Here is a 25,612-nt window from a genome sequence, read left to right as displayed (position 1 = left end):
CGGGCGTTTCGGATGAGCCATCGGGGGCGTTCCGGTGCCGCCGGCGGTTAACAACTTTTGGAAAACTTTCCCACCCGCCATATCAAAAAAATGTAAATTGCCATTTGTACAAATTATAACATTATGATAAAGCTCCAAGTAATCGGCAATCTGGGAAAAGACTGTGTCACCAACATGGTGAATGGAAAGAACGTGATCAATTTCAACGTGGCACACACCGAGAAATTCCGCGATGCCCAGGGCAATCAGAAAGATAAAACGATTTGGGTGGAATGTGCATATTGGACGGACAGGACGGGCATTGCCCCCTATCTCAAGAAAGGCACCCAGGTATATGCAGAAGGTAGTCCTGAAGTAAGAACCTACCCCAAGAATGACGGCACCACCGGCGTCTCCCTTACCCTGCGCGTACAGAATGTACAGCTGCTGGGCAGCAGAGGGGCCGAAGGCGGCGGCGGCGGTTATTCAGGTGGTAATTCCGAAGGGTATTCGTCTTCTTCCCAGGGTGCGGCAAGAGTGCCTTCGGCCAGTGACATCACCGAGCCCATCGACGATCTTCCTTTCTAAAAATCATCCCAACCCCCGGCTAGCGCCGGGGGTTTTTGTCTATTAGGCGTTCCACCTCCTCCCGGCTCACCGCTTTCCGCTGATCGTCGAGGTTGACCACGATCAAAAAGCCCTTTCTTCCCGGCGTTGACAAAAAAGCGTTCACCAGGTTATTCTGTTCGCTCACCAGCAAATGACCCGTCGTCGGGTTCCATAGTTCTTTGGCGCAAAGACATCCCATGGTCGGGGTCAGCGGATAAAATGGTCTTCCCTTGAAATATTCCGGGTCGATGGTTGTCCCATGGGCGATGATCTCGGTCCGGCCGATAGCCCCCGCCGACCAGGCCTCCATCATCGGGGTATAATCCCGCCAGCCCGGCGGCAGTAATTCCCGGTAGCGTTGAAGGGAATCTCCCCCGACGGAGTCCGGGTCATGAAAATAGTCCTTCCATTTCCCTTCGCCGGGGAGCAGCAGCTGAAGGTTCGGGGTCGGCCCGATAAAATTCGTCCTCGATATATCGGTTCCCTGGATACTATAGACACCCTGGGGAGTATTGCCGTTGGTCAGAAAATAGGGCAGTCCCGGTCCCGATCGGGCCAATTGTTGGAATACCTGCAACCGGCCGTTCTCATCCCGCACGAAACGGCCATCCGCATTCTGGACGATGGCTAACCCGCCGAAGTCCCGGTCCCAACGCTGAAAAGAATAGATGGTTTTCGCACCTGTCTTCTGCTGGTAGGCGAACAGCTCCGCGATGGCCGGCGTTTTTTTCCGGGTAAAGCTGAGATAATGTTGCAGCTCCTGCAACACGGGGATCGTGTCATAGCCGGGAAACCGTTCCACCATCCCGATCTTCAGCCCGTTTGCGTTCTCCACCCCCATATCCAACCGGAAGAGGTAGACCGTGCAAAGGGCAAAAAGGCGGGCATCTGCTTCCTGCGCCATTACTGCGTTCACCTCCTGTCGATAGCGATCCGGCGCCACGGCGTACACCGCTTCGAGCAAGGCCCGTTTCGTATCATAGGAGAGACTTTTGTACCCCGCGAAGAGATGGTCAAAGCCCTGCATCACCGCCGGGCCGTCAAAAAGAAATTGCGCCACCGCCCAGCAGCCCGATAAATAACCATCTTCGGTATTGCTGTCCAGCGGCGCCGCAAAATGCCGCGCCACGACCCGATCCCGCAGATCGTTCTCCAGGGCCACCCGCTTATTATAAAGTACAAAATCCGTATGGATATCTTCGCGCCGCGTCTGGGCCATCGCCATCACGGCCGATGATAAAAGCAACGCCACCAACAAATGCTTCATAGACCAAAAATACAAAAGCCGCTGGAAGCGGGTTGGCGAAGGTCCGACAAAATACAAAAGCCGCTCGGGAGAGCGGCTTTTGCTATAGCATAGAGGTCGTTTAGTAGCCCGGATTCTGCTGACCGGCGATGTTCGGGTTCCGCAGAATTTCCTGTTGCGGGATCGGCGCAAGCCGCAGCGGATCAGTGGCGTCGATGGTCAGCCCATCGCCCACTGTCGCCGCACCGGGATTCGACGCGCGGACAATGGTCAGCCCAAGCCGGGTCATATCGAACAAGCGGTCACCTTCAAAGGCGAGTTCCTTCCTTCTTTCCGTAGCGATATCGCTGACCAGGGTGGCGCCGGTGGAAGTATAGCCGGTGAAAGCGGGGTCCCTTGTTTCCGCAACCGCATTGACGAAGTCCTGTGCATCGGTGTTCTGACCCAGGCGGGCAGAAGCTTCGGCGGCGATGAGATAGACTTCCGACAGCCGGATCACCTTCAGGTTGTCCTTGTCGTTGTTATTCGTATTGGGATATTTGACAACCAGGTAAGCCTTTGCTCCGCCCTTGGTCTTCCCGGCAAGCAGCCAGTTGTTGCGGACATCCGTAGCCGAATAAAGCGCTACCAGCTGGCTGGAGGCGTAGAGATCCTGGTAACCCAGGAAATAGATGCCGCCAAGATCATCAAAGTTGTTGTTGTTCACCGGATCGGAATCGACCTCGAACATCGTTTCAGTGGCGTTGGTGTTTGGCGTAGGGTTGGCCCAGAAGGAAGCAAAGCCGCTGGGGTCGACCAGACTGAACGGCCCATTGTTGATCACGTCATTGGCCTTGTCCAGGGCCTTTTGATACTGGCCCATGTACAGGTATACGCGGGCAAGAAGACCCTCGATGGCGTAGTTGCTGAGCGTAATGCTGCTGCTATAATCGGGTGCGGAGGCCATCGCCGCCGTCAGATCACTTACAATCTGGTTGTACACGGTCCCAACCGAGCTGCGTTGGGGCTCGGCCGTGACATCATAATGTAAAACCAGGGGAACACCGAGCGAACTGCTGTCCGTCGTATAGTTCTTGCCCCAGGTGGTCACCAATTTGAAATACAACAGGGCGCGGATGGCGTAAGCCTGGGCCTTGACATCGTCGGCGCCGGTAACTTTGGCATCGATGATCTGATTGCAACGGAGGATGCCGGTATACGATTCGGCCCACATGTCCTGGGGCACCTGATCGGTGATGGGAACGGCATAGGCCCATTGCTGGACATACCGGCCCGAGTTCCTCGCCTCGAGGAAGGTATTGTCGGCCATCAGATCGCCGGTGACGGGCCAGTCACGGCCGAATTGGCTGACGTTGCGGATCTCGGCGTACGTGCCGTTCAGCGCACTTTGCAGGGAGCTGGCCGTGCTAAGCGCTTCATCCGTGGGTATATAATTGGCCGGCGTTTTTTCCACAAACGATTTGGAGCAAGACCCCAGGATCGTTCCTGCCGCAAGGACGACCAGGAGATTTTTATAGAGAGATGAGGTATTCATAATTCGAAAATTTCTTTTTTAGGAATAATGTTCAGCTTGCTTAGAATCCGACCCTGATGCCACCGGCAAATGTTTTCGGGATCAGCACTTCCAGGTTGGCCTGGCTGTTGATACCGGCTTCGGGATCGTAGGGCAGGTTCTTATCTGTGCCGAAGGTCCAAAGATTTGTACCCCGGACATAGATGCTCACGGTGCCGAGATGCATTTTCTTGGTGACGTCTGAAGGCAGATTATAGCTAAACTGGATATTCCGGAGCCGGATAAAATCACCCTTGTAAAGCCAGCGGGTGGATACCTGGTTGGAATTGTTGTTCCCGCCGAGGACCAACTGGGGAACATCTGTTTTATCACCCGGTTTCTGCCAGGCCCGGAGCTGGCTGCTCATGTTGTTGAAGCTGCCATATACCTGGCCGTCGCTGTTCAGGTAGTTGTACCAGTTGTCGAAGATATAGTTGCCAAAATTGTAGCTGAACTGGAAGTCGAGGCTAAAGGCCTTATAGGTAAAGGTGTTGGAGAGGCCGCCATACACCGAAGGCGATGCCGAATGATTCAGCGCGAGACCGGCGCTGTCATAGTCACCCGTGATCGTCTTTTTGGTGCCATCGGTATACCACTGCGGTGCGCCCGTTTGCGAATTTACGCCGGCCCACTGTTGCAGATAGAATTCCTGCAGGTCGTGACCCACGGTGTACTCGAAGGTACTGTTGGGAACCGGTTTGTTCTGGTAAAGCGATTTGACGCGGTTGACGTTGTGTGCGATGTTGAAGGATATCTGCCAGGTGAAGTCCCTCGTTACGACGGGCCGGCCATTCAGGGTCACTTCGATCCCCTTGTTCACCACGCTGCCGATGTTCTCGAGCTGGTTGCTGAAACCGCTGGTGTACGAGAAGGGAACGGGTGACAGGAGGCTGGTCGTTTCGCGATGGTAGTATTCCACCGTTCCATCGAGCCGGTTCTTCAGGAGGCCGAAGTCGAGGCCGAAGTTAAAGGACTGGTTCTTCTCCCAGGTAAGCTCGGCGTCGCCTACGTTGTAAGGCACCAATCCGGGCTGGCCGGCATAGTTGCCGCCGTAGATAGTACCGCTATAGACATAGCTGCTGCCGTACAACGGCTTCGCGGTGTTGACATTGAAACCATTCGAGTTACCGGTCTGACCAAAGGAAGCCCGCAGTTTCAGCAGGCTGAACAGGTTCTGGTCTTTCATGAACTGTTCTTCATTTAGATTCCAGGTACCGCCGATGGAGTAGAAAGAACCCCAGCGGTGGTCAGCCCCGAACACCGAGGCTTCGTCCCGGCGGAAGCTGCCGCTCAGCACATACCGGTCTTTATAGTTGAAGTCGGCGATCCCGAATTCCGAGAAGATGGCTGATTCCTCGGGATAGGCAAGGGTCGTCGTCGGCGTGGAGGTATTGGCCAAATATTTCAGTCCCAGGGTCTGCGGGAAATTCTTTCCGCTGGCCTGGAGGGTATAGAACTTCCGATCATAGGCTTCCACCCCGGCTTTCAGATCGAAATAGACATCGCCGTCCGTATTGATCTTTTGCTTCCAGTCGGCGAAATTGCTCCAGGTATAAGCAAAGGTGCGGGTATAGGAGGAGGATGCATCCCCGCCATTGCCATAACCATCACCATAGAAGGGGTTGCGATAGGAGTCTTCCTGTACGGCTACATAGTCACCGGCAAAACGGGTGGTAACCTTCAGGTTGTCCAGGATCTTTAACTCGCCGGTGGCGTTACCGCGAACCGAGGTCTGCTGTGTCAGCGCGAAGTTATAGGCTGCCTGAACGACCGGGTTAAAAATACCGCCGCCCAGCGGGAACTCATTCAAGGAGTCGTTGTTGCCGAACCGGAACGAACCATCGGAATTATAGGGAGTATACCAGGGCAGCAAAAAGTAGTTCGTCAGCACCGGGTTGGCGAAGGTGCCGCCATTGGTCGGGGTGTGCTGGGACGCGTTGCTGGCATTGATATTCGTCGAGAGTGTAAACCGGTCGCTCGCCTTGTGCGTCACGGCAAGAGCACCGCTGAAGCGCTGGAAGTCGGAGGCGATGGAGGTCCCTTTCTGGTTGAAATAACCGGCCGAGGCGTAGACGGTTGTCTTATCGTTGCCGCCACTCAGGTTGACGTTCAGCTGGGACTGGTTGCCCTTCTGGCTGACCACATCGTACCAGTTGGTATTGGTTTGTTGATAGTTGCTTGGGAAACCAAGGAAATTCGGATCGATGATCAGGGCATCTGCTCCGGCATTATCCGTGGCGTAACCGCCGCCAATGATGGACTGGCGCAGTGCCTGTGTATACTGCGGACCCGTCATCGGTTTATTGGAGGGGTTGAAGGCCCGGCTGTTCTGGCCCACTTCCGCAACCACGTTGATCCGGCTTTTTCCGGCTTTACCCTTCTTTGTGGTCACCAGGATCACCCCGTTGGCGCCACGGCTGCCGTAGGGTGCGGTGGAAACGGCGTCCTTCAATACGGTGATGCTCTCGATGTCATCGGGGTTAAGTGTACTCAGCGGGTTGGCTGTAGTCGTATTGACGGTGAGATCGGTCGTCTGGGCGATTGCGCCGTCGATCACCCACAGCGGGGCCGCGCCGGCGTTGATGGAACCGATCCCCCGGATACGGATATCCGTGGCGGAACCGGGTGCCCCCGAAGTGGAGGTCGCCTGCAGACCGGCAACGCTGCCCTGCAGTTCCTTATCGACGGAAGTGAAAGGCTTGTCGGCTACCATTGCGCCGCTCACGGTGGCGACGGCGCCGGTGACATTGGTCTTTCTCTGTGTACCGTATGCAACGACGACCACCTCGTTAAGGCTTTGATTGCCCGGTTTTAAGGCGAGTGTCCCAATAGTGGTCTTGCCGGCGATATCCACCTCCTGGGGGGTATAGTTCACGGCCGAAATGATCAGTGTCTTTGCCGAAGCCGGGACTGTAACCGTAAAGCTACCGTCACTGGCCGTACTCGTACCCCGATTTGTCCCTTTCACTGCGATGGTCGCTCCCGCAACGGGGAGCCCGTTCGCATCTGTGACGGTTCCTGTAATAGTGTGATTTTGTGCCGCCACCTGACCGATAAGCAGGGTAAGGCAGCTGAAAATGAAGAGAAGCCTTCTCATACATTTAGTTTTGATGTGAGGAAATGTTGACTCTATCCGCAAATTTATAGATAAACGCATATATATGCTACACAGTTGTCCTGAGTTTAGCAAAGTTTGGATCAGCAAAAACGCTTAATTTGAGTACTTTATTTTTCCGAACACAATAAATAGATGCAATATGAAGCGAATTTGCTATGCCTGTATGTTCCTGTTCACGGCCTTTTTGGGCTTTACCGGGTGCGGAACTCCCGGTAATGGCGACCCGACAAAAAAGGATTCCGCGGCCATCACGGACGATTGGAAGATCGGTGTTCAGATGTGGACCTTCCATGTCGCGGGCCCCTTTGTAAAGGCGCTTGATAAAGTCGACAGTACAGGATTGAAATACATAGAAGCATTCCCCGGCCAGCCCCTCGGTGGTGACATGAAAGATACTTTCGGCATCCGGATGTCGGCAGCAAGCAGGGAGGAGCTGAAAAAGCTCCTTCAATCCAAGGGTATACAGATAGTGGCGATGGGTGTTATCCGGCCCAATACCATCGCCGAGTGGAAGCAATACTTCGATCTGGCAAAAGAGTTCGGACTTAGCTACATCACGGCTGAGCCTATAAAAAGCCAGTGGGATGGCGTCGACAGTCTAGCCGGCATCTATGGCATCAACGTCGCCATCCATGACCATCCCCGTCCCAACGAGTACTGGCACCCCGATTCCGTATTGGCGGCGGTCAAGGGCCATCCGCATATCGGGTCCTGTGCAGATGTCGGCCATTGGGTACGGAACGGCCTCGACCCGGTCGAATGCCTTAAAAAACTTGAGGGACATATCTTTGGCGTTCACCTGAAAGACGTCGACTCCGCCGGCAACACCGCGGCGGCCGACAGGGTGGTGGGTACTGGAGTGATCAAATTCACCCCGATCTTCCAGGAACTGAAGCGCCAGCATTTCAAGGGCATGTTCTCCATCGAACGGGAAGACAACTGGTATAACAATGTCCCGGATGTCATCGCGACGATAAAGTTCTATAACGATCAGGTCAGCAAACTCTAACGTCCAAAATCTGCCATATGACCCGCCAAAAGACCCGCCGTCAGTTTATTAGACAGCTTGGAGGGGCCTCTTTGCTGCTCTCCTCCGGAAATATACCCATATCCGCCGCCGACAGGGCCCTTCACCAGGAGTTTCTGCTCGATGTCACCCGGCCGGCGGGTCCCGCCGACACGGTCCGGGTCGCGTGTATCGGCATGGGTATCATGGGTTATAACGATGTCCGCACCGCTCTCAAGGTTCCGGGCGTCAACCTCGTGGCGGCCTGCGATCTCTATACCGGGCGGCTCGAGCATGCCAAAGAGTTATTTGGAAAAGACCTCTTCACCACGCGTGACCATCGGGAGATACTGGCCCGCAAGGACATCGACGCCGTTATCGTCGCTACCAGCGATAACTGGCATGCCCGGATCGCCACCGAAGCCCTGGCGAAGGGGAAAGCCGTTTACTGTGAGAAACCCATGGTGCATATGATCGACGAAGGCCTGCCGCTTATCGCCGCCCAGCGGGCGTCGGGTAAACCCATGCAGATCGGCAGCCAGCGCGTCAGCAGCGTCGCCTATGCAAAGGCCCGCGAGTTGTATCTGGCGGGGGAGATCGGCAAGCTGAACTGTATAGAAGCCTCGTGGAGCCGTCAGAGTGCCCTCGGCGCCTGGGAATACACCTTGCCGACAGACGCCTCGCCGGCAACCGTGGATTGGGAACAGTATATAAAGGGTAAGCCTGCCCAGCCCTACGATGCAAAGAAATTCTTCTGGTGGCGGAACTACCGTGCCTTTGGCACCGGGATGGCCGGAGATCTTTTTGTTCACCTGCTTTCGGGTATCCATTTCATTACGGGATCGAAGGGACCTGAAAAGATCGTCTCCTCCGGTCAGATCGCGTATTGGAAGGACGGCCGCGATGTCCCTGATGTGATGACGGCGCTGATGTCCTATCCCGACAGCCCGGAGCATCCGGCCTTTCAGGTGGCGCTTCAGTGCAACTTCGTAAGCGGTCAGGGGGAGACCGGCAGTCTGCGGTTCATCGGCTCCGAAGGAGTCCTTGAAATGACGGACAACGGCTTCACCATTCACCATCAGAAGATGTCCGTGGCGCCGGGCATCGGCGGCTGGGATTCCCTCGAGACCTATCCCAAGGCGATGCAGGAGCAATTGATGAAACAATACAATGCCCGGTATACGCCTGCACAGCGCGAAGGCACGGCGAGGCAGCCCACCGTCTACAAGCTGCCGGATAATTACGATGAACATCTGGATCACCTGACGCATTTCTTTGAAAGCGTTCGCAACGGCAAACCCGTTGTCGAAGACCCCGTCTTTGGCTTCCGGGCCTGTGCTCCCTGTCTGCTGGCCAACCAGAGCTATTTTCACGGCAACGCCATCCGCTGGGACCCTGCCGCCATGAAGATCATCTCCTGATCGTATCCGTGCAGCCGGACATGACAAAAATGCCCGATCTTTACGGGCATGAACACAACAGATACGATCATCCCCTATGATGCCCTGCTGAAGTACACGATCGATATTTTCAAAAAGCTCGGCTGTCCCGACACCGATGCCCATACTGCCGCCCTCGCGTTGCTAAGCGCTGATCTGCGCGGCATCGACTCCCATGGTGTTGCAAGGCTGATCGGCTATGTCCGGTTGAAGGAAGCAGGCCGCGCCAATCCCCGGCCCCGGGTGCGGGTCATCTACGAAACTCCGTCGACGGCCGTTGTCGACGGTGACAGCGGACTGGGACTCGTCGTCGCACCCTTTGCCATGCAGGTCGCTATAGAAAAAGCGGCAAAGGTGGGCACCGGCTGGGTAAGCGTGCAGAACTCGAATCATTTCGGCATCGCCGGGTATCATGCCCTGAAGGCTGTGGAGCAGGAAATGATCGGCATCGCGATGACCAATGCCAGTGCACTGGTAGCGCCCACCTTCTCGCTCGAACGCCTCCTTGGAACCAATCCCATCTGTGTAGCCGTCCCGGCAGGAGAGGAACCGCCGTTCGTCGCCGACCTGGCCACCACGACCGCGGCAAACGGTAAGCTGGAGATCCTCCAGCGGAAAAGCGAGGAAGCTCCCCTGGGCTGGATCCAGGATAGCCATGGCCGGCCCTCGACCAACCCCCATGAACTGAAGTCCGGCGGCGCCCTTCTTCCGCTTGGCGGCGATCGCGATCATGGCAGTCACAAAGGATATGGCCTCGGCGCCATCGTGGATATCTTCTCTGCCGTCCTCAGCGGCGCCAACTATGGCCCCTGGGTGCCGCCGTTTCCGGCCTATGTCCCCATGCCCACCGGCATGCCCGGCAAAGGCATCGGCCATTTCTTCGGTGCGATGCGCGTTGATGCCTTCCGGCCTGCCGCGGAATTCAAACAACATATGGACAAATGGATCCGGCGTTTCCGCAGCGCCACCCCTATCCCCGGTCAGCAACGTGTCCTCATTCCCGGCGATCCCGAACGCGAAATGGAAGCGGAACGCAGGGCAAACGGCATCCCGCTCCTTCCCGCCGTCGTGAATGATCTCAAGGGGCTGGCTGAGAAATTCGGCGTCCCTTTTCCCGATCATTCCTGATCCGCCGCGGCATTTTTTTAAAAAACCAAGCTGGGCGTAGCCCAGTTCAAGACATTATGCCAATGGAGGCAAAAAATACATTTTCGCTTATTTTTTGCCTTCATTCTAATAATTCGACCCGTATCTTTGCGGTCCTCAAGAATAGATACGAATGAAAATAATGAAATTTGGCGGCACCTCCGTCGGCAAGCCCGAGCGGATGCGCCAGGTAAGCCAGCTGATCACGGCAGACGCCGAACCCAAGATCGTCGTCCTCAGCGCCCTTAGCGGCACCACCAACTCCCTTGTAGAGATCGGCAATGCAATCTCCGGAGGTCAGCGCGAAAAAGCCAAGGAACTCATCGACAAGCTGGAGGCCCACTATCAATCCTTCATCCAGCAGCTCGTAAAAAAAGCGGCGCCGCTTGCAAAGGCAAAAGCCATCGTCGCGGAACACTTCGAATTCCTGACTATCATCCTGAAGATCTCTTTCAGCGAAGCGTTGAACAAGGATATCCTTGCGCAGGGTGAACTGCTGTCCACAAAACTGTTCTCCGTCTTCCTCGAAGAGAACGGTATCGACCACCATCTGCTGCCCGCGCTGGAATTCATGAGCATCGACGCCCATGACGAACCTCAGATCAACAGCATCAAGAGCCGGCTGGATCACCTGCTCCGCCAGCACAAGGACAAGACCCTTTTTATCACTCAGGGATATATCTGCCGTAACTCCCGCGGGGAGGTGGACAACCTCAAGCGCGGCGGCAGCGATTATAGCGCCTCGCTTATCGCCGCGGCTATCAACGCCAGTGTCTGCGAGATCTGGACCGATATCGACGGGATGCACAACAACGACCCCCGCGTCGTTAAAAAGACCGTCGCCATCGAACAGCTTAGTTTCGAAGAGGCCGCCGAGCTGGCCTATTTCGGCGCAAAGATCCTCCACCCGGCGTCCATCTGGCCCGCCCAGTTCTATAAGATCCCTGTTCGTTTGCTGAACACGATGCAGCCGGAAGCGAAGGGTACCCTTATCACCGAAGAAGCGGGCTCCGTCGGAGTAAAGGCCATCGCCGCCAAAGACGGGATCATCGCGATCAATATCCGCAGCAGCCGGATGCTCCTGGCCTATGGCTTTCTGCGCAAGATCTTCGAGATCTTTGAAAAATACCGCACCCCGATCGATATGATCACCACATCGGAAGTGGCCGTATCCCTCACCATCGAAAGCTCCGCCGAGCTGAAGGCCATCATGCGGGAACTCGAACCTTTTGGCACCATCGAGGTGGAAGAGAACCACAGCATCGTTTCCATCGTCGGAAATGAGCTCGCCACAACCCCGCAACTGTTGAGCAAGCTCTTCACGGCACTGACGGCCGTGCCTATCCGCATGGTCAGCTATGGCGGCAGCAAACACAACGTCTCCCTGCTTATCCCATCCAGTCATAAGACCGGGACGCTGCAACTGTTGAATAAGGGCCTCTTCGGGTTGGAATAAGCTGGAAGAAAGCCGTACATTCATGGGGACATTTCATGAAACGGCTGAACCTTCTTATCGTCCTGCTCGCCTCTCTGGGCCGGCTATCTGCACAATCCAGCGGCGGCGCCCTATCCGGGACCGTCACCGATTCCCTCACCGGCAAGCCGCTTGCGGCCGCCAGTGTCTACCTGAACAATACCTCAAAGGGCGGCGTCACCGACCGCAATGGCGCTTTCCGGCTGACCATTCCCGCCGGCACCTTCGAGTTGGTGGTCTCGGCCATCGGCTATGAAACGGTGATCGTCGAGATCGACGGAAGCCGGCTGCCCCCTGTGCTGCCGGTCAGATTGAGGCAGGCGGCCACAGAACTGACGGCCGTTACCGTGGAGCCTTTTGACAAGCATGGCTGGGCCAGGTATGGAAAATACTTCCAGGATAATTTCATCGGGATAGGAGAGAATGCCGCTTCCTGCCGGATCCTCAATAAGGAGGTGCTGCGATTTTATTTCTACAAACGGGGAAACCGGCTACGGGTCACCGCTGCCGAACCGCTGCAGATCGAGAACGATGCCCTTGGCTATGTGCTGACGTATCAGCTGAAGGAGTTTGTCAGCGACTTCAATACGAAGATCATCGCCTTTTCCGGCTATCCCTTTTTTCAGGAACAGACCCCGGAGAATGAAGCGGCGGGGAAGAACTGGCTCCGCAAACGCTGGACCGCCTACCGGGGTTCGATGATGCACTTCATGCGCAGCCTGTATACAGGCCATACGATCAGCGAGGGCTTTCTGATCCAGCGGGATGTGTATATGGTCAATGAAGAAAAACGCCGGGTGAAGAGTATCTATCGCCCCGACTTTCAAAAACCGGGGCTCTTTCCCAAAGACACCCTTTATTATTTCTGGGAGGTGTTGCGGGAGCCGGACCCGATCCACCGGCGGCTCGCCCTGTCGCCCGACTCCCTTATCACCGGCCATACGGCGCGGAATCTGTCGATCTATTTTGACGGGAACCTCATCGTCAGTTATGGGGTCAATGGCGACGCCGACAGTCTACGGCAATCGGAGATCCGGCTGCTGGGCGCCGAGCCGGTTGCGGTCGAAGGGAATGGGAGATATTATCCGTCCAGAGAGATCCTGGCCCGCGGTGTCTGGGGCCAGAGTGAAAAGATCAGCAACCTGCTTCCGCTGGACTATTTGGCCGTCGATCCCGATTCACGGCCGGTCCTGCATTAGGACCGGGGGCCAGTCCTGAATTAATCCCGCCCGGAGCAGGGCCGGGTCTTACAGCCATCCGCCGGCTGCCAGCCAGTTTTGCAACCGCTCGGTCCAAAGATCCTTCGTGGTTGCATTGTGCATCCCAAATCCATGACCGCCTTTCGGATAGATATGCATTTCGGCCGGCACATGATGCCGCATCAGCGCCTCATAAAAGTTCAGGCTGTTGATCACCTTTACGGTCTTGTCGTCTTCGGCATGCACGAGGAAGGTGGGTGGGGTCTGATCCGTCACCTGTAACTCGTTGGAATATTCGCGGATCAACGCGGCCGGCGGGTTCTTGCCGATAAGATTGTCCCTGCTTCCCCGGTGCCCGATGCTGTCATCAAAGCTGATGACCGGATAGAGCAGCACCATAAAATCCGGGCGAAGCGAAACCCCGGCCGGATTGGCGATCACCGCCTTTGAAAAATGGGTCCCTGCGGTGGAGGCCAGATGGCCGCCTGCCGAAAATCCCAGGATGCCGATCTTGCCGGGATCCACGCCCCATTCGCCGGCCCGCTGCCGGACCACCTGGATGGCCCGCTGGGCATCCTGCAGGGGGCCGATCGTCTTGTCGGGCATCGTTTCGTCACTGGGTAACCGGTATTTCAGCACGAAAGCGGTGATCCCAAGACTGTTGAGCCAGGCCGCGACCTCGGTCCCTTCATGGGTCATGGCCAGATGCACGTAGCCGCCGCCGGGACAGACGATCACGGCGGTACCCGTTCGCTTTCCGACGGGGGGCTGCCATACCGTTAGGGTTGGGTGGCTTACCTTACTATACGAATAACGGATAGGATGACCCGAGGAATCGATCGTCTCGGCATTGGCCGCCGGGCGGGAATTGGGGATCGGGTCGGCGCCGTACAACGGCATTTCCTGTTGTGCTGTGGCCATGATCGGCATTAGAAGGAAGAGCAGGTATTTCATAAAAAAACCCCGGCGTCGGCCGGGGTTGTAAGTTACAATATCAGCATCGCATCTCCATAACTGAAGAAGCGATATTTGTCTTTTATCGCCCTTCTGTAGGACTCCATCGCCAGGTCATATCCTGCAAACGCACACACCATGATCAGCAGACTGGTTTTTGGCAGGTGAAAGTTGGTCACCAGCGCATCGGCAATATTGAACTGGTAGGGCGGATGGATAAAGGTATTGGTCCAGCCTTCGGAAGGCTTTAGCAATTTCTCCGCGGTGAAAGAGGATTCGATCGCCCGCATCGTCGTTGTCCCGATGGAACAGATGCGATGGCCTCCAAGGCGGGCTTTGTTGACGATCTTACAGGCATCATCCTCGATCCGGTAATATTCGGCATCCATCTTATGCTTGCTCAGGTCTTCCACCTCGATGGGCCGGAAGGTTCCCAAACCCGTGTGAAGTGTGATCTCAGAGAAACGCACTCCCTTGATCTCCAAACGCTTGATAAGTTCTTTGCTAAAATGCAGACCTGCCGTGGGCGCTGCAACGGCGCCCTCATGCTTCGCGTATACGGTCTGGTACCGTTCCTTGTCCTCCTCGTCGGGCTTCCGCTTGATGTACTTCGGCAGTGGGGTCTCACCGAGGATCTCCAGCACCTGGCGAAACTCGTCGTCATTCCCGTCCCACAGGAAACGGATGGTCCGGCCCCTGCTCGTCGTGTTGTCGATGACTTCGGCAACCAGCTCGTCATTGTCGCCAAAATAAAGCTTGTTACCGACACGGATCTTCCGGGCCGGGTCGACGATAACGTCCCAAAGCCGGTTGGGCTTGTTCAATTCGCGGAGCAGGAAAACTTCGATCTTGGCGCCGGTCTTCTCCTTACGGCCATACATGCGGGCGGGGAAGACCTTTGTATTGTTGACAACAAAAACATCTTTGTCATCGAAATACTCGAGAATGTCCCGGAAATGTTTGTTCTCGATCTGGCCGGTCTTGCGGTGGACCACCATCATTCGGCTATCTTCTCTTTTTTTCGCAGGGTGCTGGGCAATAAGGTTTAGAGGAAGATCAAACTTGAACTGTGAAAGCTTCATGTGAAATGTTGATTTTTTATTATATCTCGAACTTCATCCGCCAGGACGAATCTCACATGATATCAGGGGGGAGTAACTTCAGAGCCTTATCCACAAACCAGGTCTTACGGGTACCCGATCTGCTATCATGTTACGGCATGATTTTTCAAGCGGGCAAAGGTAGCCAAAAAATGAGCCATTTCCAAATATAGTTTTAGGCAAACGACAAAATAATTTTTAGGAATTGGCGTCTTTTACGCATCTTTAAACGTATCGGTTGGTATCGACTAATTCCTCCATAATGAGATCTACCCCTTTCAGGTTCTGTGCGCCGGCAACCGTCCTTCTTCTTCTTCTGACCATCGGTCTTCCGGCTCAGCGCAGGGTAGACAAGAAATACCCGGCACTCCTTTGGGAGATCACGGGAAACGGGCTGAAAAAGCCTTCCTATCTCTTCGGGACCATGCATGTCAGCAGTAAGCTGGTCTTTCATCTCAGCGATTCCTTCTATCTCGATATCCGCAATTCCGATGTGGTTGCCCTCGAGCTCGACCCCCAGCTTTGGCAGGATCAGCTCTTTCGCTTCGAGAATCTCCAGTCCAACCTGCGTTTTTATACGCAGGGCGCTCCGGGGGACCTGATAAACGAGCATTCCTTCCAGCTCGAGAACTATGAATCCCGGCTTAAATCGGCCCTTAGCGAGGAACCCACCGTTATCAACGGCCTGCTTTACCGGACCTTCCGTACCCAGGCCGATTTCGAAGAAGATACCTATCTCGATCTCTATATCTACCAGACCGGTAAGAAACTGGGCAAACAGGCTACCGGCGTCGAGAACTACTTTCAGACCGAACGCCTCGTCATGGAAGCCACCCAGGACATGCTGAAAGACCGGAAAAAGAAGGCCCCCGATACCGATGGCGAATCCGCCTACGAGATCGAGCGCAAGACCCAGGAAGCCTACCGGAAGGGCGATCTCGATCTCCTCGACTCCCTCGAGAAGCTTATGGAGCCGTCCGAGGCCTATATGGAGAAATTCCTCTATCGCCGTAACGAGATCCAGGCGGCTTCCATCGACAGTATCGTCCGGCATCACTCCCTTTTTGTAGGGGTGGGGGCGGCCCATCTCCCCGGAAAACGCGGGGTCATCGAGCTCCTGCGTAAAAAAGGGTATATCCTCCGGCCGGTTATCATGCCCGACCAGGATGCCAACCGCCGCGACGATATCGACAGGATCAAGGTCCCTGTCAGCTTTTCCACTTTTACCTCCGAGGATGGCGACTTCTCGGTCCAGCTCCCGGGCAAGCTCTACCGCCGCAACGATAGCCGCAGTCCTGACTCCTGGCAATATGCCGACATGGGCAACGGGGCTTATTACATGATCGGCCGGGTAAAGACCCATAGCAGCTTCCTTGGCCAAAAAGAAGAGGCCGTTCAAAAAAAGGTCGACAGCCTCCTTTACGAGAACATCCCCGGGAAGATCCTGAAAAAGACGGCCATCACCCGCAGTGGTTATAAAGGGTATGATGTCACCGCCCGCACCCGCCGCGGCGATATCCAGCGCTACAACATCCTCATCACTCCGGCGGAGGTCTGGGTTTTCAAGATGAGCGGCACCAATACTTATGTCGATGGTCCCGAAGCCGAGCAGTTCTTCGGCTCCATTCGTATCCGCAACAATGCTCCGGCCCATTGGGCCCCCTTTAGCCCTGCCCGCGGCGGTTTTAGCGTCGCCTTTCCGCATCCTCCCTTCCAGAACAAGAATACTTTCGGCTCCGACGGCATCACCCGTTGGGAATATGAAGCCACCGATTCGGTCACCGGCGATGCCTATCTTCTCTGGAAGAAGACCGTGCAGAATTACCGCTTCATGGAAGAGGATACCGCCGACCTCGCGCTGATGGAAGAAAGCTTCCGCAGCTCGGACTACATCGATAAGCTCCTTTCCCGCCGGCCGGTACAGGTCGCGGGTCATGCGGGTCTCGATGCCACTTACCAGGAAAAGGACGGGTCTTTTCTCCGGGCCCGGTTTATCCTCCATGGCGCCGACTACTACCTTCTGGCCGCGCATAGCCGAAGCAAGACCCGGCCGATGAACTCTTTCTTCGGCATGTTTGCATTTACTCCCTATCAGTATCCCGTTTTCCGGAATTATGTCGACACCTTCATTCATATCGGTGTCACGACCCCCATGGTACCGGATGTCGATACCGGGATGCGCGGCATCATCGAACGGGCCAGCAGCGAAGAGTTTCTAAACTCCATTCCGGACTACAACAATTACTGGCCCCGCGCAAAGACCGCCCTGTTTCAGGACGACTCGACCGGTGAGGCTATTTATGTGTCGGTCGAATCCTTTCCAAAATATTATTACCCGAAGGATTCCCTTTCCTTCTGGCAGGAAGAGACCAACGAGAAACGCCTCCGCCGCGATCTCATCGTCTGCAGTAAACAGCCCTATATCAACGGCGACGAGGCCGGTTACCGCTATGTCCTCACGGACACCAATACTACGCGGCGCATCGATATGCGCATTTTTTTGAAAGGCAGCCATCTTTTCCGGATCGTGTCGCTTAACGACTCCCTGGCGGCGCAAAGCGATTTCCTCGCCCGGTTCTATTCCAGCTTTCATCCCGTCGCCTCTTCTTCCGGCGCCCCGGTTTTCCAAGGCAAGCTCGATCTCTTTTTCCGGGACTTCGAGAGTCCAGATTCGCTCGTCGCCAAACGGGCAAAGGAGGCGATCCCCAATGTTTACTTCGGTGCGGCCGGGGTCCCCCGCCTGCTCGAAGTCATCGCCAATCTGGCCTACAACGGAAAGGATTATTTCGATACAAAGACAAAGTTCATCAATGAACTGGGGTATATCAATGACTCCGCCGCCACCCCCGGGGTCGTCGCGGGGCTAAAGCAGATTTACGAACGGGCCGGGGATACCAGCCTGTTGCAAAACGCCGTCCTGAAGGCGCTGGCGCATCACCGGACCATGGCCGCCTACCAATTGCTGAAACAGCTGATGATCCAGGATCCGCCTGTCTTTGACAATGCCTCTGAGTATACCGGTCTCTTCCGGGATATCGGCGATTCGCTCGCGCTGGCCCGGACGCTCTTCCCCTCCCTGCTCCAGTTGTCCACGGTGGACGATTACAAGGCCAATATCCAGTCCCTGCTTGCCGATCTTGTCGACAGCAATTATCTCCGGGCGGCGGACTACGAACCCTGGTTCAGCCAGATCTATTTTGACGCGAAGATCCAATGGAAGAAGCAGGAGAGCAAGGACGAACGGCGGCTACAGAAAAAAGAGGAGGACAACGACGACAATACCGAAACCGATGGGGAAGAGGCAGCGGGCAACGACCTCGATGATTATGCCATCCTGCTGATGCCGTTCTATGATAAGAACCCGACCATTCCGCACTTCTTCGAGAAGCTGCTTCAAAGCCGCGATCCGCAGCTGCGCCTGAGCACCAGCCTTTTGTTGCTGCGTCACGGAAGGCCCGTGGCGGACTCCATTTTTCTTGCCCTTGCCGCCAACGATGCCTCCCGCAGTTTACTGTATCAGGGACTCGTCGCCATCGGCAGTGTGGAGCGCTTTCCTCTCCGCTACCGGACGCAGGAAGATATCGCCCGCAGCCTGCTGGTTGCCAGTCGGGGCGCCAATGAATTTGCCGCGATCCAACTGGTGGACAAACAGCCTGCGAAGTTCAAAGACACAAAAGGATGGGTCTATTTCTTCAAATACAAGATCAATAAAGACGACGACTGGCAGCTGGGACTCAGCGGCATCCAGCCTGTCAATCGGAAAGATCTCAGCACCGATGCATCGTTTGTGATGCTCACCGCCAAAAAGCTAAAAGCCAGCACCCCGGCGGTCGAACAGTTCGCCGGACAATGGCGCAAGCTGCTTCTCTCGCGGCGTAAAAGTGCGGCCTCCTTCTTTCAGGACGGCGAATATCACAACCTCCAGCCGGATGAGGACTAGGCCGGCTTTATCCTGAAGCGCAGCAGGCAAAGCCCGATATACACGGCCGACAGCCCCAGCTTGATCCCTATGACGGGCAACAGCGGAAGATCGAGAGTTTGCAATGCCCGGCAGACGACAGGCAACAGCAGTAGGAGCACTCCCCAGGAGAGCACATGGCTTTGCTTCAGCCGCAGATGATAAAGGTAAAAGAAGACGACGATCCCAAAAGAAAGTGCGGAGGAAAGGATCGCTCCGTAGACGCCCCATAGCCGGATCAGGATCAGGGTCGCGGGTATCGTCACTGCCAACGATAAAAATGTGGCGCGGGTGATCAACGCCTGGCGCTGATCGGCGATCACCAGTACCGAAAGATAGGTGATCATCCCGTTTAGGATCACGGGCACTACGAGCAGGGGCACCAGCGTATAGGCCTGCTGAAAGCGGGACGAGGTGATCAGCAGGAAGATCTCCCGGCTGAAAATGCTCATCAGGAACCCACCCCCCAATAAGCAGAGAATAAAATAACGATAGAGTTCATCGGTGATCCGCCCGTATTCCGGCTTTCCGTGTTTCTCGAAGATCTTCTGTTCGAAAGCCCGGTACAATCCCTGCACGATGATATTGAGCGCCAGCGCGAGCGTCGCCGCCGTGGAATAGAGTCCAAGGCCGTCGAGCCCAACATTCTTTTCCAGCACGATCCGGTCAAAGGTCGTGATAAACAAATAGGAGAGGACCCCCGGCAGCAGGGGCAGCGAGAACCGCAGCGCTTTTTGTATCTGCTCCCGGCGAAGCCGGAAAAGCGCGTTCCGGTAAACGATCCATCCAAAAAGCAAGGTAAACGGGATGGAGACGATGATCCTTGCCCAATAGACCCCTTCCAGGCCGCGATGCCATTGGGTCAGCAGCAGGGCTGTCGCGCCAAACTGCAAAAGGACCCGCGCCGCATTGATCAGGACAAAGATCCGCGCGTTCTGCCGTATCCGGTAGATGATCAGCGGGACGATCGAGATGCCTTCCATGAAGTTGTTGATGATGGCCAGCTGGAAGAAAGGCCGGAAGGGAATGCCGATCTTCAGCCACACCAGTGCTCCCGGGAAGAGCAGTAATTCCAGTCCTGTGACGACCCCGTTGGTCAGCAGCATCAGCAAAAAGATATTTCCGATGATCCGCTTTTTACCGCCGGGGGTATCCTCTTTATAATAATTCCGCAGCAGGAAGGTATTCAGGCTGAGAGTCGACAGCGTGAGCGAAAAGAGCATCACCACATTGGTATAGCTGTTGATCCCGTATTCCGCCGGCGTTAGATAGTGCGTCAGTAAGGGCAGCAGAAAGAACCCGATGATCCGGGGCAAGATCTCTCCAAGGGTGTAGTAGATGGAATTGATGACCAGTTGCCGGTTCTGCATTAGCGTATATTCAGAGCTTCTGCTTTACTTCGAAAGCAGAAGGTAGACTCTTTCGTCAAATTCTTCAAAAAAAACATCATTGGGATGCGGCGATGCCTGCTGGCTGGTGAACAGGATCTGCCGTGCATGATCGATAAGCCGCACATTCGGACTGGCGAAGATATGCGCGTGCCGGTAATAGGTCATCCGCTTGTAGATGAATACCGGGATGCCTGCCTGTAAGGCCTGATAGGCGATGGTCGACTGGATCAATACGATGGCGTCGCAGCTGAGCACCACTTTTTCCGTAGGCTGTTCGTTGGTGATCACCCGGATGGCCGGATGATCCCGGAACAGCCGGTCGTATTCTTTCTTCCGGTCGAACTGATTGGGATGCAGCTTGAACAGGATATGATCGCCGGCATTCAGCTGCGTATACTCTATGGCGAGTTCCGCCAGGGAAAGCCCAAAGACATCCGCCGAGATGAACCCGATGACGCGGCTGTCGGGGTCAAAGGACTTGCCCGCCGTCTCGACGTCGGCCAGGATCGTATTGCCCACAGGGATAATCTGTTTCACGGGGTAGTTGATATCCCTGCACCAGAAGCCCGAGAAGGTCAGCAGCATATCGGGGCAATACACTCTTCCACCGGCATGGATCCCGGCGGGGTAGTTATAAGCGATATGTCCCCTGTCGATGATCCCGTGCTGAAACTCCACCGTCTCCACCTCGTTCTCCCGGGCGGCACAGTAAAGGGCCTTCGGCAGATTGAAGGTGACATATACCCGTTTTGTTCTTTTCAGCCGGAACAACCAGTTGTAAAACAGCCGTTCGCTTTTGAAATAGCTGATATGGCGATTGACGATCCGGTTGTTCCAGTTGAGTCCGAACCGGCTATTGATCTTCTCTACCAGGCCGGTATAATCGCGCCCGCGATACAGCCAATAGTAAATCCGGTTGAACAGGTTGGCAGGGTTATACAGCGATACCGGATAGAGATATCGCATCCCCCGGGCTTCACAGGTCTCCAGGATATGCGATTCACCGGCCATCCGCCGGAGAAAGTCCGTCGCATTCTTGTCATAGAAACGGCCGTCGGACTGACGGTCGCGGGAATGCAGGAAAAAAAGATTGGGCCGGGATCTGCGGAACAGAAAGTTAACGAGAAAGGCCATCCGTCTCATTGACTTGAGAAGCAACGCAACGATCGACTGCCCGTGCTTCTGATCCGGGAAGTTATCCCACATATAGTTTACATATACATGAAACCGCAGGATATCCCAGATATACAGGCCCTCCTCTTCCAGTTGAAAAAGATCGTTCTCTGCTTCAAACTCCAAAAATTTTTCCCAATGGATCACCTTGCTTGTTTTTGCTATAAATAGTTTTTCAGCACCTCCTGGAGGATACCCGCATCGGTCAGTATGCTTTCCACGAATTCGCGGAAGACCCCATCGCCGCCCTTTTTTGTCAATACCCGGCTTACCTGTTGTTTTATATATTCCGGAGCGCTCACGGGGCAGGCCGAGAAGCCCACCGCCCGAAGCACGGCGATATCGTTGAGGTCATCGCCGATATAAGCCACGTCCGCCAGTGTAATGCCCAACTCCCCACAGATGGTTTGAAGGGTGGCCAGTTTGTCGTGCAACCCCGTGTAACACCGGGAGATCGTCAATTTCTCCGCCCGCCGCTTGACCGCGAGGCTGGGCTCTCCCGTCAGGATCGCGACGGGGATGTTCAATGCGCGGCAAAAGACCACCGCTGCGCTGTCGTAGGTGTTGAACCGCTTGCTCTCTTCTCCCGACTCGGAATAGTACATTCCGCCGTCGGTCCAGACGCCGTCGATATCGGTCGCTATCAATTTGGGCAACGGGCTCAACTGATCAGGTTTGGGTAAATGATCTCATTGGCGGGGATGCGGCTTCTCGCGCGCTTTCCGACAACCCGGTCTTTCTCCAGCCATTTGAATCCGTCTCCCGGGGAAAGAAGATGGATATCCTGTTCCGTGATCACCTCCCCCGGCTCGATCAGCCGCGTGGATGCGATGCTTCGCTCCAGTTTGAGCCGGGTCGGAATGACTGCTTCTTCCGCAAAGATGCCATATTCGCCGAGCGCCAGTTCGAGGTTGCGGATATCCCGCACCATTCTTTCGATCCCGTCAATCCCCAGCGAGGAAGCCTGATCGGTTCCTTTCATCTTACGGTCCACGGTGATATGCTTTTCGAGGATCATCGCGCCGGCTGCTATCGCCGCCACGGGAATGGAGATGCCGATCGTATGATCGGAATAACCGACCGGGTACCGCGGATATCTTGCCTTCAAATACGGGATCGTGTTCAGATTTACATGCTCATACTGGGTGGGATATTCCGAGACGCAATGCAGGATAGAGATCCGGGAATGATAGCGGGTGATCACCTTCAGGGCGATGTCCAATTCTTCCTGGCCGGCCATTCCCGTCGACAGGATGACCGGCAGTTGTGTCTCCGCGAGGGCGGCCAGCAGGGGCAGATTGGTTAGGTCGCGGGAGGCGACCTTCAGATAATCCGGGGTGAACAGCTTCAGCAGCGAAAGGCAACCCACGGCGCAAAGGGTCTCCACGAAATCGATCCCATGCTTTTTCGCATGGGTGTACACCTCAAAATGTTCCTCGTCGCTAAGCTCCAGCCGGGAGCGATGCTCGCCATATGTCGTCCCGAAAGAATGCGGGCTGTTATAGGGCTCATTCATCTTGGCCTGCGCCAGTTCTTCGGACAGGTCGCGCTTGGTCAGTTTGATCGCGTTGAACCCTTTGAATTTCCGCTGAAAAAGATGATCCGTCACCGGTCTTGCCGCAATCTCCGCTAACAGTTTTGCGATCTCGACCGACCCATTGTGGTTCTGGCCGATCTCGCCGATAAGGTAAGTAGAACTCATATTCGATATTTCTCTATTTAGTATACAGCCTGATCTGTTGGGTCATCCGACCTTTGATTGCCGGGTCATTGCCGACAAAATCCATAATATCCTTCCATGACGGGTCCGCTTGCCCCGAAGATGGATGCAATTGCCGATAGATATATACGGCATTCTCGAAGTCTTCCCGGCTGTCGACTGTTAGCCGCAAACACTCGAGAAAAGGGATTAGTGATTGAACCTCAAGCAAACGGATCTTGAACGTTCCGGTGCTCTCATAGATGTAGTTAGTTACGTGTTCGTGGAAGACGGGGTCTTCCACATGCTCATATACGTGCAATAATGCGTCGACGGCTACTAATTCTGCAAAAAAGCCGAAGTGAGTACGGATCGCGGGTATCCGGTTGATGGAAAAACCGATATAGTCATCAGCATCGCTTTCTTCGGCAGCTTCTTCCATCAGCCTGGACAGGAATTCCATCTGAAGAAAAGGATTGTCACCGCAAATACGGATGATTTGCCGGTTAAAACCAAAATATCGGCACGCGTTAACAAATCGTTTTAATACATCACGCTCCTCTCCGCGGTAGCAAAAAACGTCGATCGCTTTAGCAAGCTGCGCAATAGGATCGTCGGCGGCCGTGTTGGACGTGGCGATGACGATCGGCGAACCGGGGAAGGCCTGTTTTAGCCGCACCAGTTGAAATTCAAGCAGGGAGCGGCCTTCGGCGAAGGGCTTCAGGACCTTGCCGGGATAGCGGGTGGACTGCATCCTCGCCTGTACGATTAGTGGAACGCGCGCATGAACCATCGGGGTAGCTGGAGTTGACGGAAGATCTTCGGTAAAGATTAAAAGCGGATCGTGTTTTAATTCCTTTTTAATACGATTCGTCCGATGCATCCTGCAGCCTGGGGATGGCAGCTAGGAGTTTCCTTGTATACTCCGATCGGGGATTACTGTAGACGGTCTCTGCATCACCGGCTTCTTCTATCCGGCCTTTGTTCATGACGAGAATGCGGTCGCTGATATAGCGGATGACCGAAAGGTCATGGGAGATGAATACAACGGTAAATCCAAACTCTTTTTTTAGATCGTTCAGCAGGTTGAGCACCTGGGCCTGAACGCTGACGTCCAGCGCCGATACCGATTCGTCGGCGACGATGAATGAGGGACGAAGCGCCAGCGCCCTGGCGATCACGATCCGCTGTCGCTGTCCGCCGGAGAATTCATGCGGCCACCGGTCATAATGACTGGCGCTAAGGCTGACCTTCTCCAGCAGTTGGATCACCATTCCTTTTCGATCCTTTTCGGTTACTCCCATTCCATGAACCCTCATCGCCTCGGCAATTGCCGAACCGATCGTCAGGCGCGGGTTCAGGGAGGAATAGGGATCCTGGAAAATGAGCTGCATCCTGCTGCGAAGCTTTTTCATTTCAGCGGCGGTCAACGCGCCCAGCGACCGGCCTTCAAAAAAGACCTGACCTTCCGTAGGTTCTATCAGTCGCAGCAGCGCCCTGCCAAGGGTCGTCTTACCGCAACCCGACTCGCCCACCAGACCCAGCGTTTCGCCTTTAAAAACCTCGAAGCTGACGCCATCCACCGCTTTGTTATACCGCAGGACCTTACCGAGCAGGGTTTTCTTCGCGGGATACCAGACGCGCAGGTTGTCCACCTTTAAAAGCACTTCGGTCGACACCGGCACCGGGACTGGCACCGGCGTCGGCACCGGCTCCCTGCCCGCCAGATAATCACTTACAACGGGGAGCCGTTCGCCCTTCGCATGGAGCGCCGGCCGTGAATTCAATAGCCCTTTTGTATAAGGATGCCTGGGATGGTGAAACAGTTGGCGCACCGGCCCCTGTTCTACGATGGCTCCCTTATAAAGCACGACGGCGCGGTCGGCGATCTCGGCGACGACGCCCAGGTCATGTGTAATAAAGATGACTCCCATGTCCCCGGATTTCTGCAATTGCCGGATCAACCCGAGGATCGTCTTTTGTACCGTCACATCCAACGCCGTCGTCGGTTCGTCACAGATCAGCAGCGAGGGCCGGCTGCTCATCGCCATCGCGATCATGACCCGCTGTTTTTGTCCGCCGCTGAGCTGGTGTGGCCAGCGGTCGTACATCCCTTCGGGATCGGGTAGTTGGACTTGTTCGAAAAGCGCAATGGTCAGCTGCCTGGCTTCGGCCGCCGGGACCTTCCGGTGTGCCCGGATGGCTTCGGCAACCTGGTTGCCGCAGGTAAAGACGGGATTGAGGGAGGTCATCGGTTCCTGAAAGATCATGGCAATCTCGGAACCCCGCCGCCGGCGTAGTGCTTCGGGATCCAGGGTAAGGAGATCGACGGTCTGGCCGTCCCGTCCGGTGAAGAAGATCTTCCCGGAAAGATAGCGGGCGGGTGGGGTGGGCAGCAGGCCGAGGATGGAAAGTGAAGTGATGGACTTGCCCGACCCGGATTCGCCTACGAGTGCGACAATCTCCCCCCGTCGAACCTCGAGGCTGAGGTCCTGGACGCCGGGTATTATCCCGTCCTCCATGACAAAACCGATACCTAATTGCTGAATTGATAAAAGGGCAGACATTC

Annotated in this window: 18 protein-coding genes; 7 read left to right on the top strand and 11 right to left on the bottom strand. The window is 55.4% G+C overall.

All coding sequences use genetic code 11. The features are described 5' to 3' along the window. The first annotated feature begins 123 nt into the window (after window positions 1-123). Window positions 124-567 (top strand): single-stranded DNA-binding protein, encoded by a 444-nt coding sequence (locus VGM48_RS21860; protein WP_331582573.1) that lies wholly within the window; start codon window positions 124-126, stop codon window positions 565-567. Between the two features lie 19 nt (window positions 568-586). Here the strand turns inward: VGM48_RS21860 and VGM48_RS21855 are convergent, their stop codons facing one another. The 3 genes from VGM48_RS21855 to VGM48_RS21845 form a co-directional block, all read right to left on the bottom strand. Then, window positions 587-1,855 (bottom strand): hypothetical protein, encoded by a 1,269-nt coding sequence (locus VGM48_RS21855; RefSeq protein ID WP_331582571.1) that lies wholly within the window; start codon window positions 1,853-1,855, stop codon window positions 587-589. Between the two features lie 100 nt (window positions 1,856-1,955). Further along, on the bottom strand, window positions 1,956-3,368 hold the full coding sequence (locus VGM48_RS21850) for a RagB/SusD family nutrient uptake outer membrane protein (protein ID WP_331582570.1): 1,413 nt from the start codon (window positions 3,366-3,368) through the stop codon (window positions 1,956-1,958). 40 nt (window positions 3,369-3,408) lie between these two features. After that, window positions 3,409-6,483 (bottom strand): TonB-dependent receptor, encoded by a 3,075-nt coding sequence (locus VGM48_RS21845; RefSeq protein WP_331582569.1) that lies wholly within the window; start codon window positions 6,481-6,483, stop codon window positions 3,409-3,411. 160 nt (window positions 6,484-6,643) lie between these two features. Here VGM48_RS21845 and VGM48_RS21840 point away from each other — a divergent pair, with 160 nt between their 5' ends. From VGM48_RS21840 to VGM48_RS21820, 5 genes are all read left to right on the top strand, one after another. Then, window positions 6,644-7,513, top strand: a complete 870-nt coding sequence (locus tag VGM48_RS21840; protein ID WP_331582568.1) for a sugar phosphate isomerase/epimerase — start codon at window positions 6,644-6,646, stop codon at window positions 7,511-7,513. Window positions 7,514-7,530: 17 nt separating this feature from the next. Next, a complete protein-coding gene (locus VGM48_RS21835; protein WP_331582567.1) occupies window positions 7,531-8,931 on the top strand; it encodes a Gfo/Idh/MocA family oxidoreductase in 1,401 nt (466 codons plus the stop codon). 48 nt (window positions 8,932-8,979) lie between these two features. Continuing rightward, window positions 8,980-10,077: an Ldh family oxidoreductase gene (locus VGM48_RS21830; RefSeq protein WP_331582566.1), complete on the top strand. Its 1,098-nt coding sequence runs from the start codon at window positions 8,980-8,982 to the stop codon at window positions 10,075-10,077. 151 nt (window positions 10,078-10,228) lie between these two features. Continuing rightward, window positions 10,229-11,551 (top strand): aspartate kinase, encoded by a 1,323-nt coding sequence (locus tag VGM48_RS21825; protein WP_331582565.1) that lies wholly within the window; start codon window positions 10,229-10,231, stop codon window positions 11,549-11,551. 35 nt (window positions 11,552-11,586) lie between these two features. Next, the gene (locus VGM48_RS21820) at window positions 11,587-12,768 is read left to right on the top strand and encodes a carboxypeptidase-like regulatory domain-containing protein (RefSeq protein ID WP_331582564.1); all 1,182 of its coding nucleotides are present in this window, start codon (window positions 11,587-11,589) and stop codon (window positions 12,766-12,768) included. 48 nt (window positions 12,769-12,816) lie between these two features. Here the strand turns inward: VGM48_RS21820 and VGM48_RS21815 are convergent, their stop codons facing one another. Both VGM48_RS21815 and queA read right to left on the bottom strand, forming a co-directional pair. Then, on the bottom strand, window positions 12,817-13,689 hold the full coding sequence (locus VGM48_RS21815; RefSeq protein WP_331582563.1) for an alpha/beta hydrolase: 873 nt from the start codon (window positions 13,687-13,689) through the stop codon (window positions 12,817-12,819). 65 nt (window positions 13,690-13,754) lie between these two features. Continuing rightward, the gene (gene queA / locus VGM48_RS21810) at window positions 13,755-14,804 is read right to left on the bottom strand and encodes a tRNA preQ1(34) S-adenosylmethionine ribosyltransferase-isomerase QueA (protein ID WP_331582562.1); all 1,050 of its coding nucleotides are present in this window, start codon (window positions 14,802-14,804) and stop codon (window positions 13,755-13,757) included. A gap of 280 nt (window positions 14,805-15,084) precedes the next feature. Here queA and VGM48_RS21805 point away from each other — a divergent pair, with 280 nt between their 5' ends. Further along, window positions 15,085-18,762 (top strand): TraB/GumN family protein, encoded by a 3,678-nt coding sequence (locus VGM48_RS21805; protein WP_331582561.1) that lies wholly within the window; start codon window positions 15,085-15,087, stop codon window positions 18,760-18,762. On the opposite strand, the gene VGM48_RS21800 is transcribed toward VGM48_RS21805, so the two are convergent. From VGM48_RS21800 to VGM48_RS21775, 6 genes are read right to left on the bottom strand one after another with little or no spacing between them, the layout of a single operon-like run. Further along, window positions 18,759-20,150, bottom strand: coding sequence for a lipopolysaccharide biosynthesis protein (locus tag VGM48_RS21800; protein ID WP_331582560.1), 1,392 nt, complete (start codon window positions 20,148-20,150; stop codon window positions 18,759-18,761). The two genes, VGM48_RS21805 and VGM48_RS21800, sit on opposite strands and share 4 nt — an antisense overlap. A 24-nt stretch (window positions 20,151-20,174) precedes the next feature. Further along, window positions 20,175-21,491, bottom strand: coding sequence for a hypothetical protein (locus VGM48_RS21795; RefSeq protein WP_331582559.1), 1,317 nt, complete (start codon window positions 21,489-21,491; stop codon window positions 20,175-20,177). Between the two features lie 14 nt (window positions 21,492-21,505). Further along, on the bottom strand, window positions 21,506-22,009 hold the full coding sequence (locus VGM48_RS21790; protein ID WP_331582558.1) for a KdsC family phosphatase: 504 nt from the start codon (window positions 22,007-22,009) through the stop codon (window positions 21,506-21,508). Next, complete coding sequence (locus VGM48_RS21785; RefSeq protein WP_331582557.1) at window positions 22,006-23,046, bottom strand: N-acetylneuraminate synthase family protein; 1,041 nt, start codon at window positions 23,044-23,046, stop codon at window positions 22,006-22,008. The genes VGM48_RS21790 and VGM48_RS21785 overlap by 4 nt, the downstream gene beginning before the upstream one ends. A gap of 13 nt (window positions 23,047-23,059) precedes the next feature. Then, entirely contained in the window at window positions 23,060-23,926 is an 867-nt protein-coding gene (locus VGM48_RS21780; protein ID WP_331582556.1) for a cytidylyltransferase domain-containing protein, read from the bottom strand. After that, the gene (locus VGM48_RS21775; protein ID WP_331582555.1) at window positions 23,904-25,610 is read right to left on the bottom strand and encodes an ABC transporter ATP-binding protein; all 1,707 of its coding nucleotides are present in this window, start codon (window positions 25,608-25,610) and stop codon (window positions 23,904-23,906) included. The genes VGM48_RS21780 and VGM48_RS21775 overlap by 23 nt, the downstream gene beginning before the upstream one ends. Between the last annotated feature and the right edge of the window lie 2 nt (window positions 25,611-25,612).

It is taken from the genome of Puia sp. (assembly GCF_036500295.1).
In the GTDB taxonomy this organism is placed as follows: domain Bacteria; phylum Bacteroidota; class Bacteroidia; order Chitinophagales; family Chitinophagaceae; genus Puia.
Note: the sequence above shows the minus strand (reverse complement) of the source record. Positions and strands in the feature narration are given on the sequence as shown.

Bases quoted from the DNA above. Each gene is read 5' to 3' on its own strand.
- VGM48_RS21830 (WP_331582566.1), top strand. From the start codon at position 8,980: ATGAACACAACAGATACGATCATCCCCTATGATGCCCTGCTGAAGTAC.
- VGM48_RS21840 (WP_331582568.1), top strand. From the start codon at position 6,644: ATGAAGCGAATTTGCTATGCCTGTATGTTCCTGTTCACGGCCTTTTTG.
- VGM48_RS21850 (WP_331582570.1), bottom strand. From the start codon at position 3,368: ATGAATACCTCATCTCTCTATAAAAATCTCCTGGTCGTCCTTGCGGCA.
- VGM48_RS21785 (WP_331582557.1), bottom strand. From the start codon at position 23,046: ATGAGTTCTACTTACCTTATCGGCGAGATCGGCCAGAACCACAATGGG.
- VGM48_RS21815 (WP_331582563.1), bottom strand. From the start codon at position 13,689: ATGGCCACAGCACAACAGGAAATGCCGTTGTACGGCGCCGACCCGATC.
- VGM48_RS21855 (WP_331582571.1), bottom strand. From the start codon at position 1,855: ATGAAGCATTTGTTGGTGGCGTTGCTTTTATCATCGGCCGTGATGGCG.
- VGM48_RS21835 (WP_331582567.1), top strand. From the start codon at position 7,531: ATGACCCGCCAAAAGACCCGCCGTCAGTTTATTAGACAGCTTGGAGGG.
- VGM48_RS21780 (WP_331582556.1), bottom strand. From the start codon at position 23,926: ATGCATCGGACGAATCGTATTAAAAAGGAATTAAAACACGATCCGCTT.
- VGM48_RS21820 (WP_331582564.1), top strand. From the start codon at position 11,587: ATGAAACGGCTGAACCTTCTTATCGTCCTGCTCGCCTCTCTGGGCCGG.
- VGM48_RS21800 (WP_331582560.1), bottom strand. From the start codon at position 20,150: ATGCAGAACCGGCAACTGGTCATCAATTCCATCTACTACACCCTTGGA.
- VGM48_RS21845 (WP_331582569.1), bottom strand. From the start codon at position 6,483: ATGAGAAGGCTTCTCTTCATTTTCAGCTGCCTTACCCTGCTTATCGGT.
- VGM48_RS21860 (WP_331582573.1), top strand. From the start codon at position 124: ATGATAAAGCTCCAAGTAATCGGCAATCTGGGAAAAGACTGTGTCACC.
- VGM48_RS21805 (WP_331582561.1), top strand. From the start codon at position 15,085: ATGAGATCTACCCCTTTCAGGTTCTGTGCGCCGGCAACCGTCCTTCTT.
- queA (WP_331582562.1), bottom strand. From the start codon at position 14,804: ATGAAGCTTTCACAGTTCAAGTTTGATCTTCCTCTAAACCTTATTGCC.
- VGM48_RS21825 (WP_331582565.1), top strand. From the start codon at position 10,229: ATGAAAATAATGAAATTTGGCGGCACCTCCGTCGGCAAGCCCGAGCGG.
- VGM48_RS21775 (WP_331582555.1), bottom strand. From the start codon at position 25,610: ATGTCTGCCCTTTTATCAATTCAGCAATTAGGTATCGGTTTTGTCATG.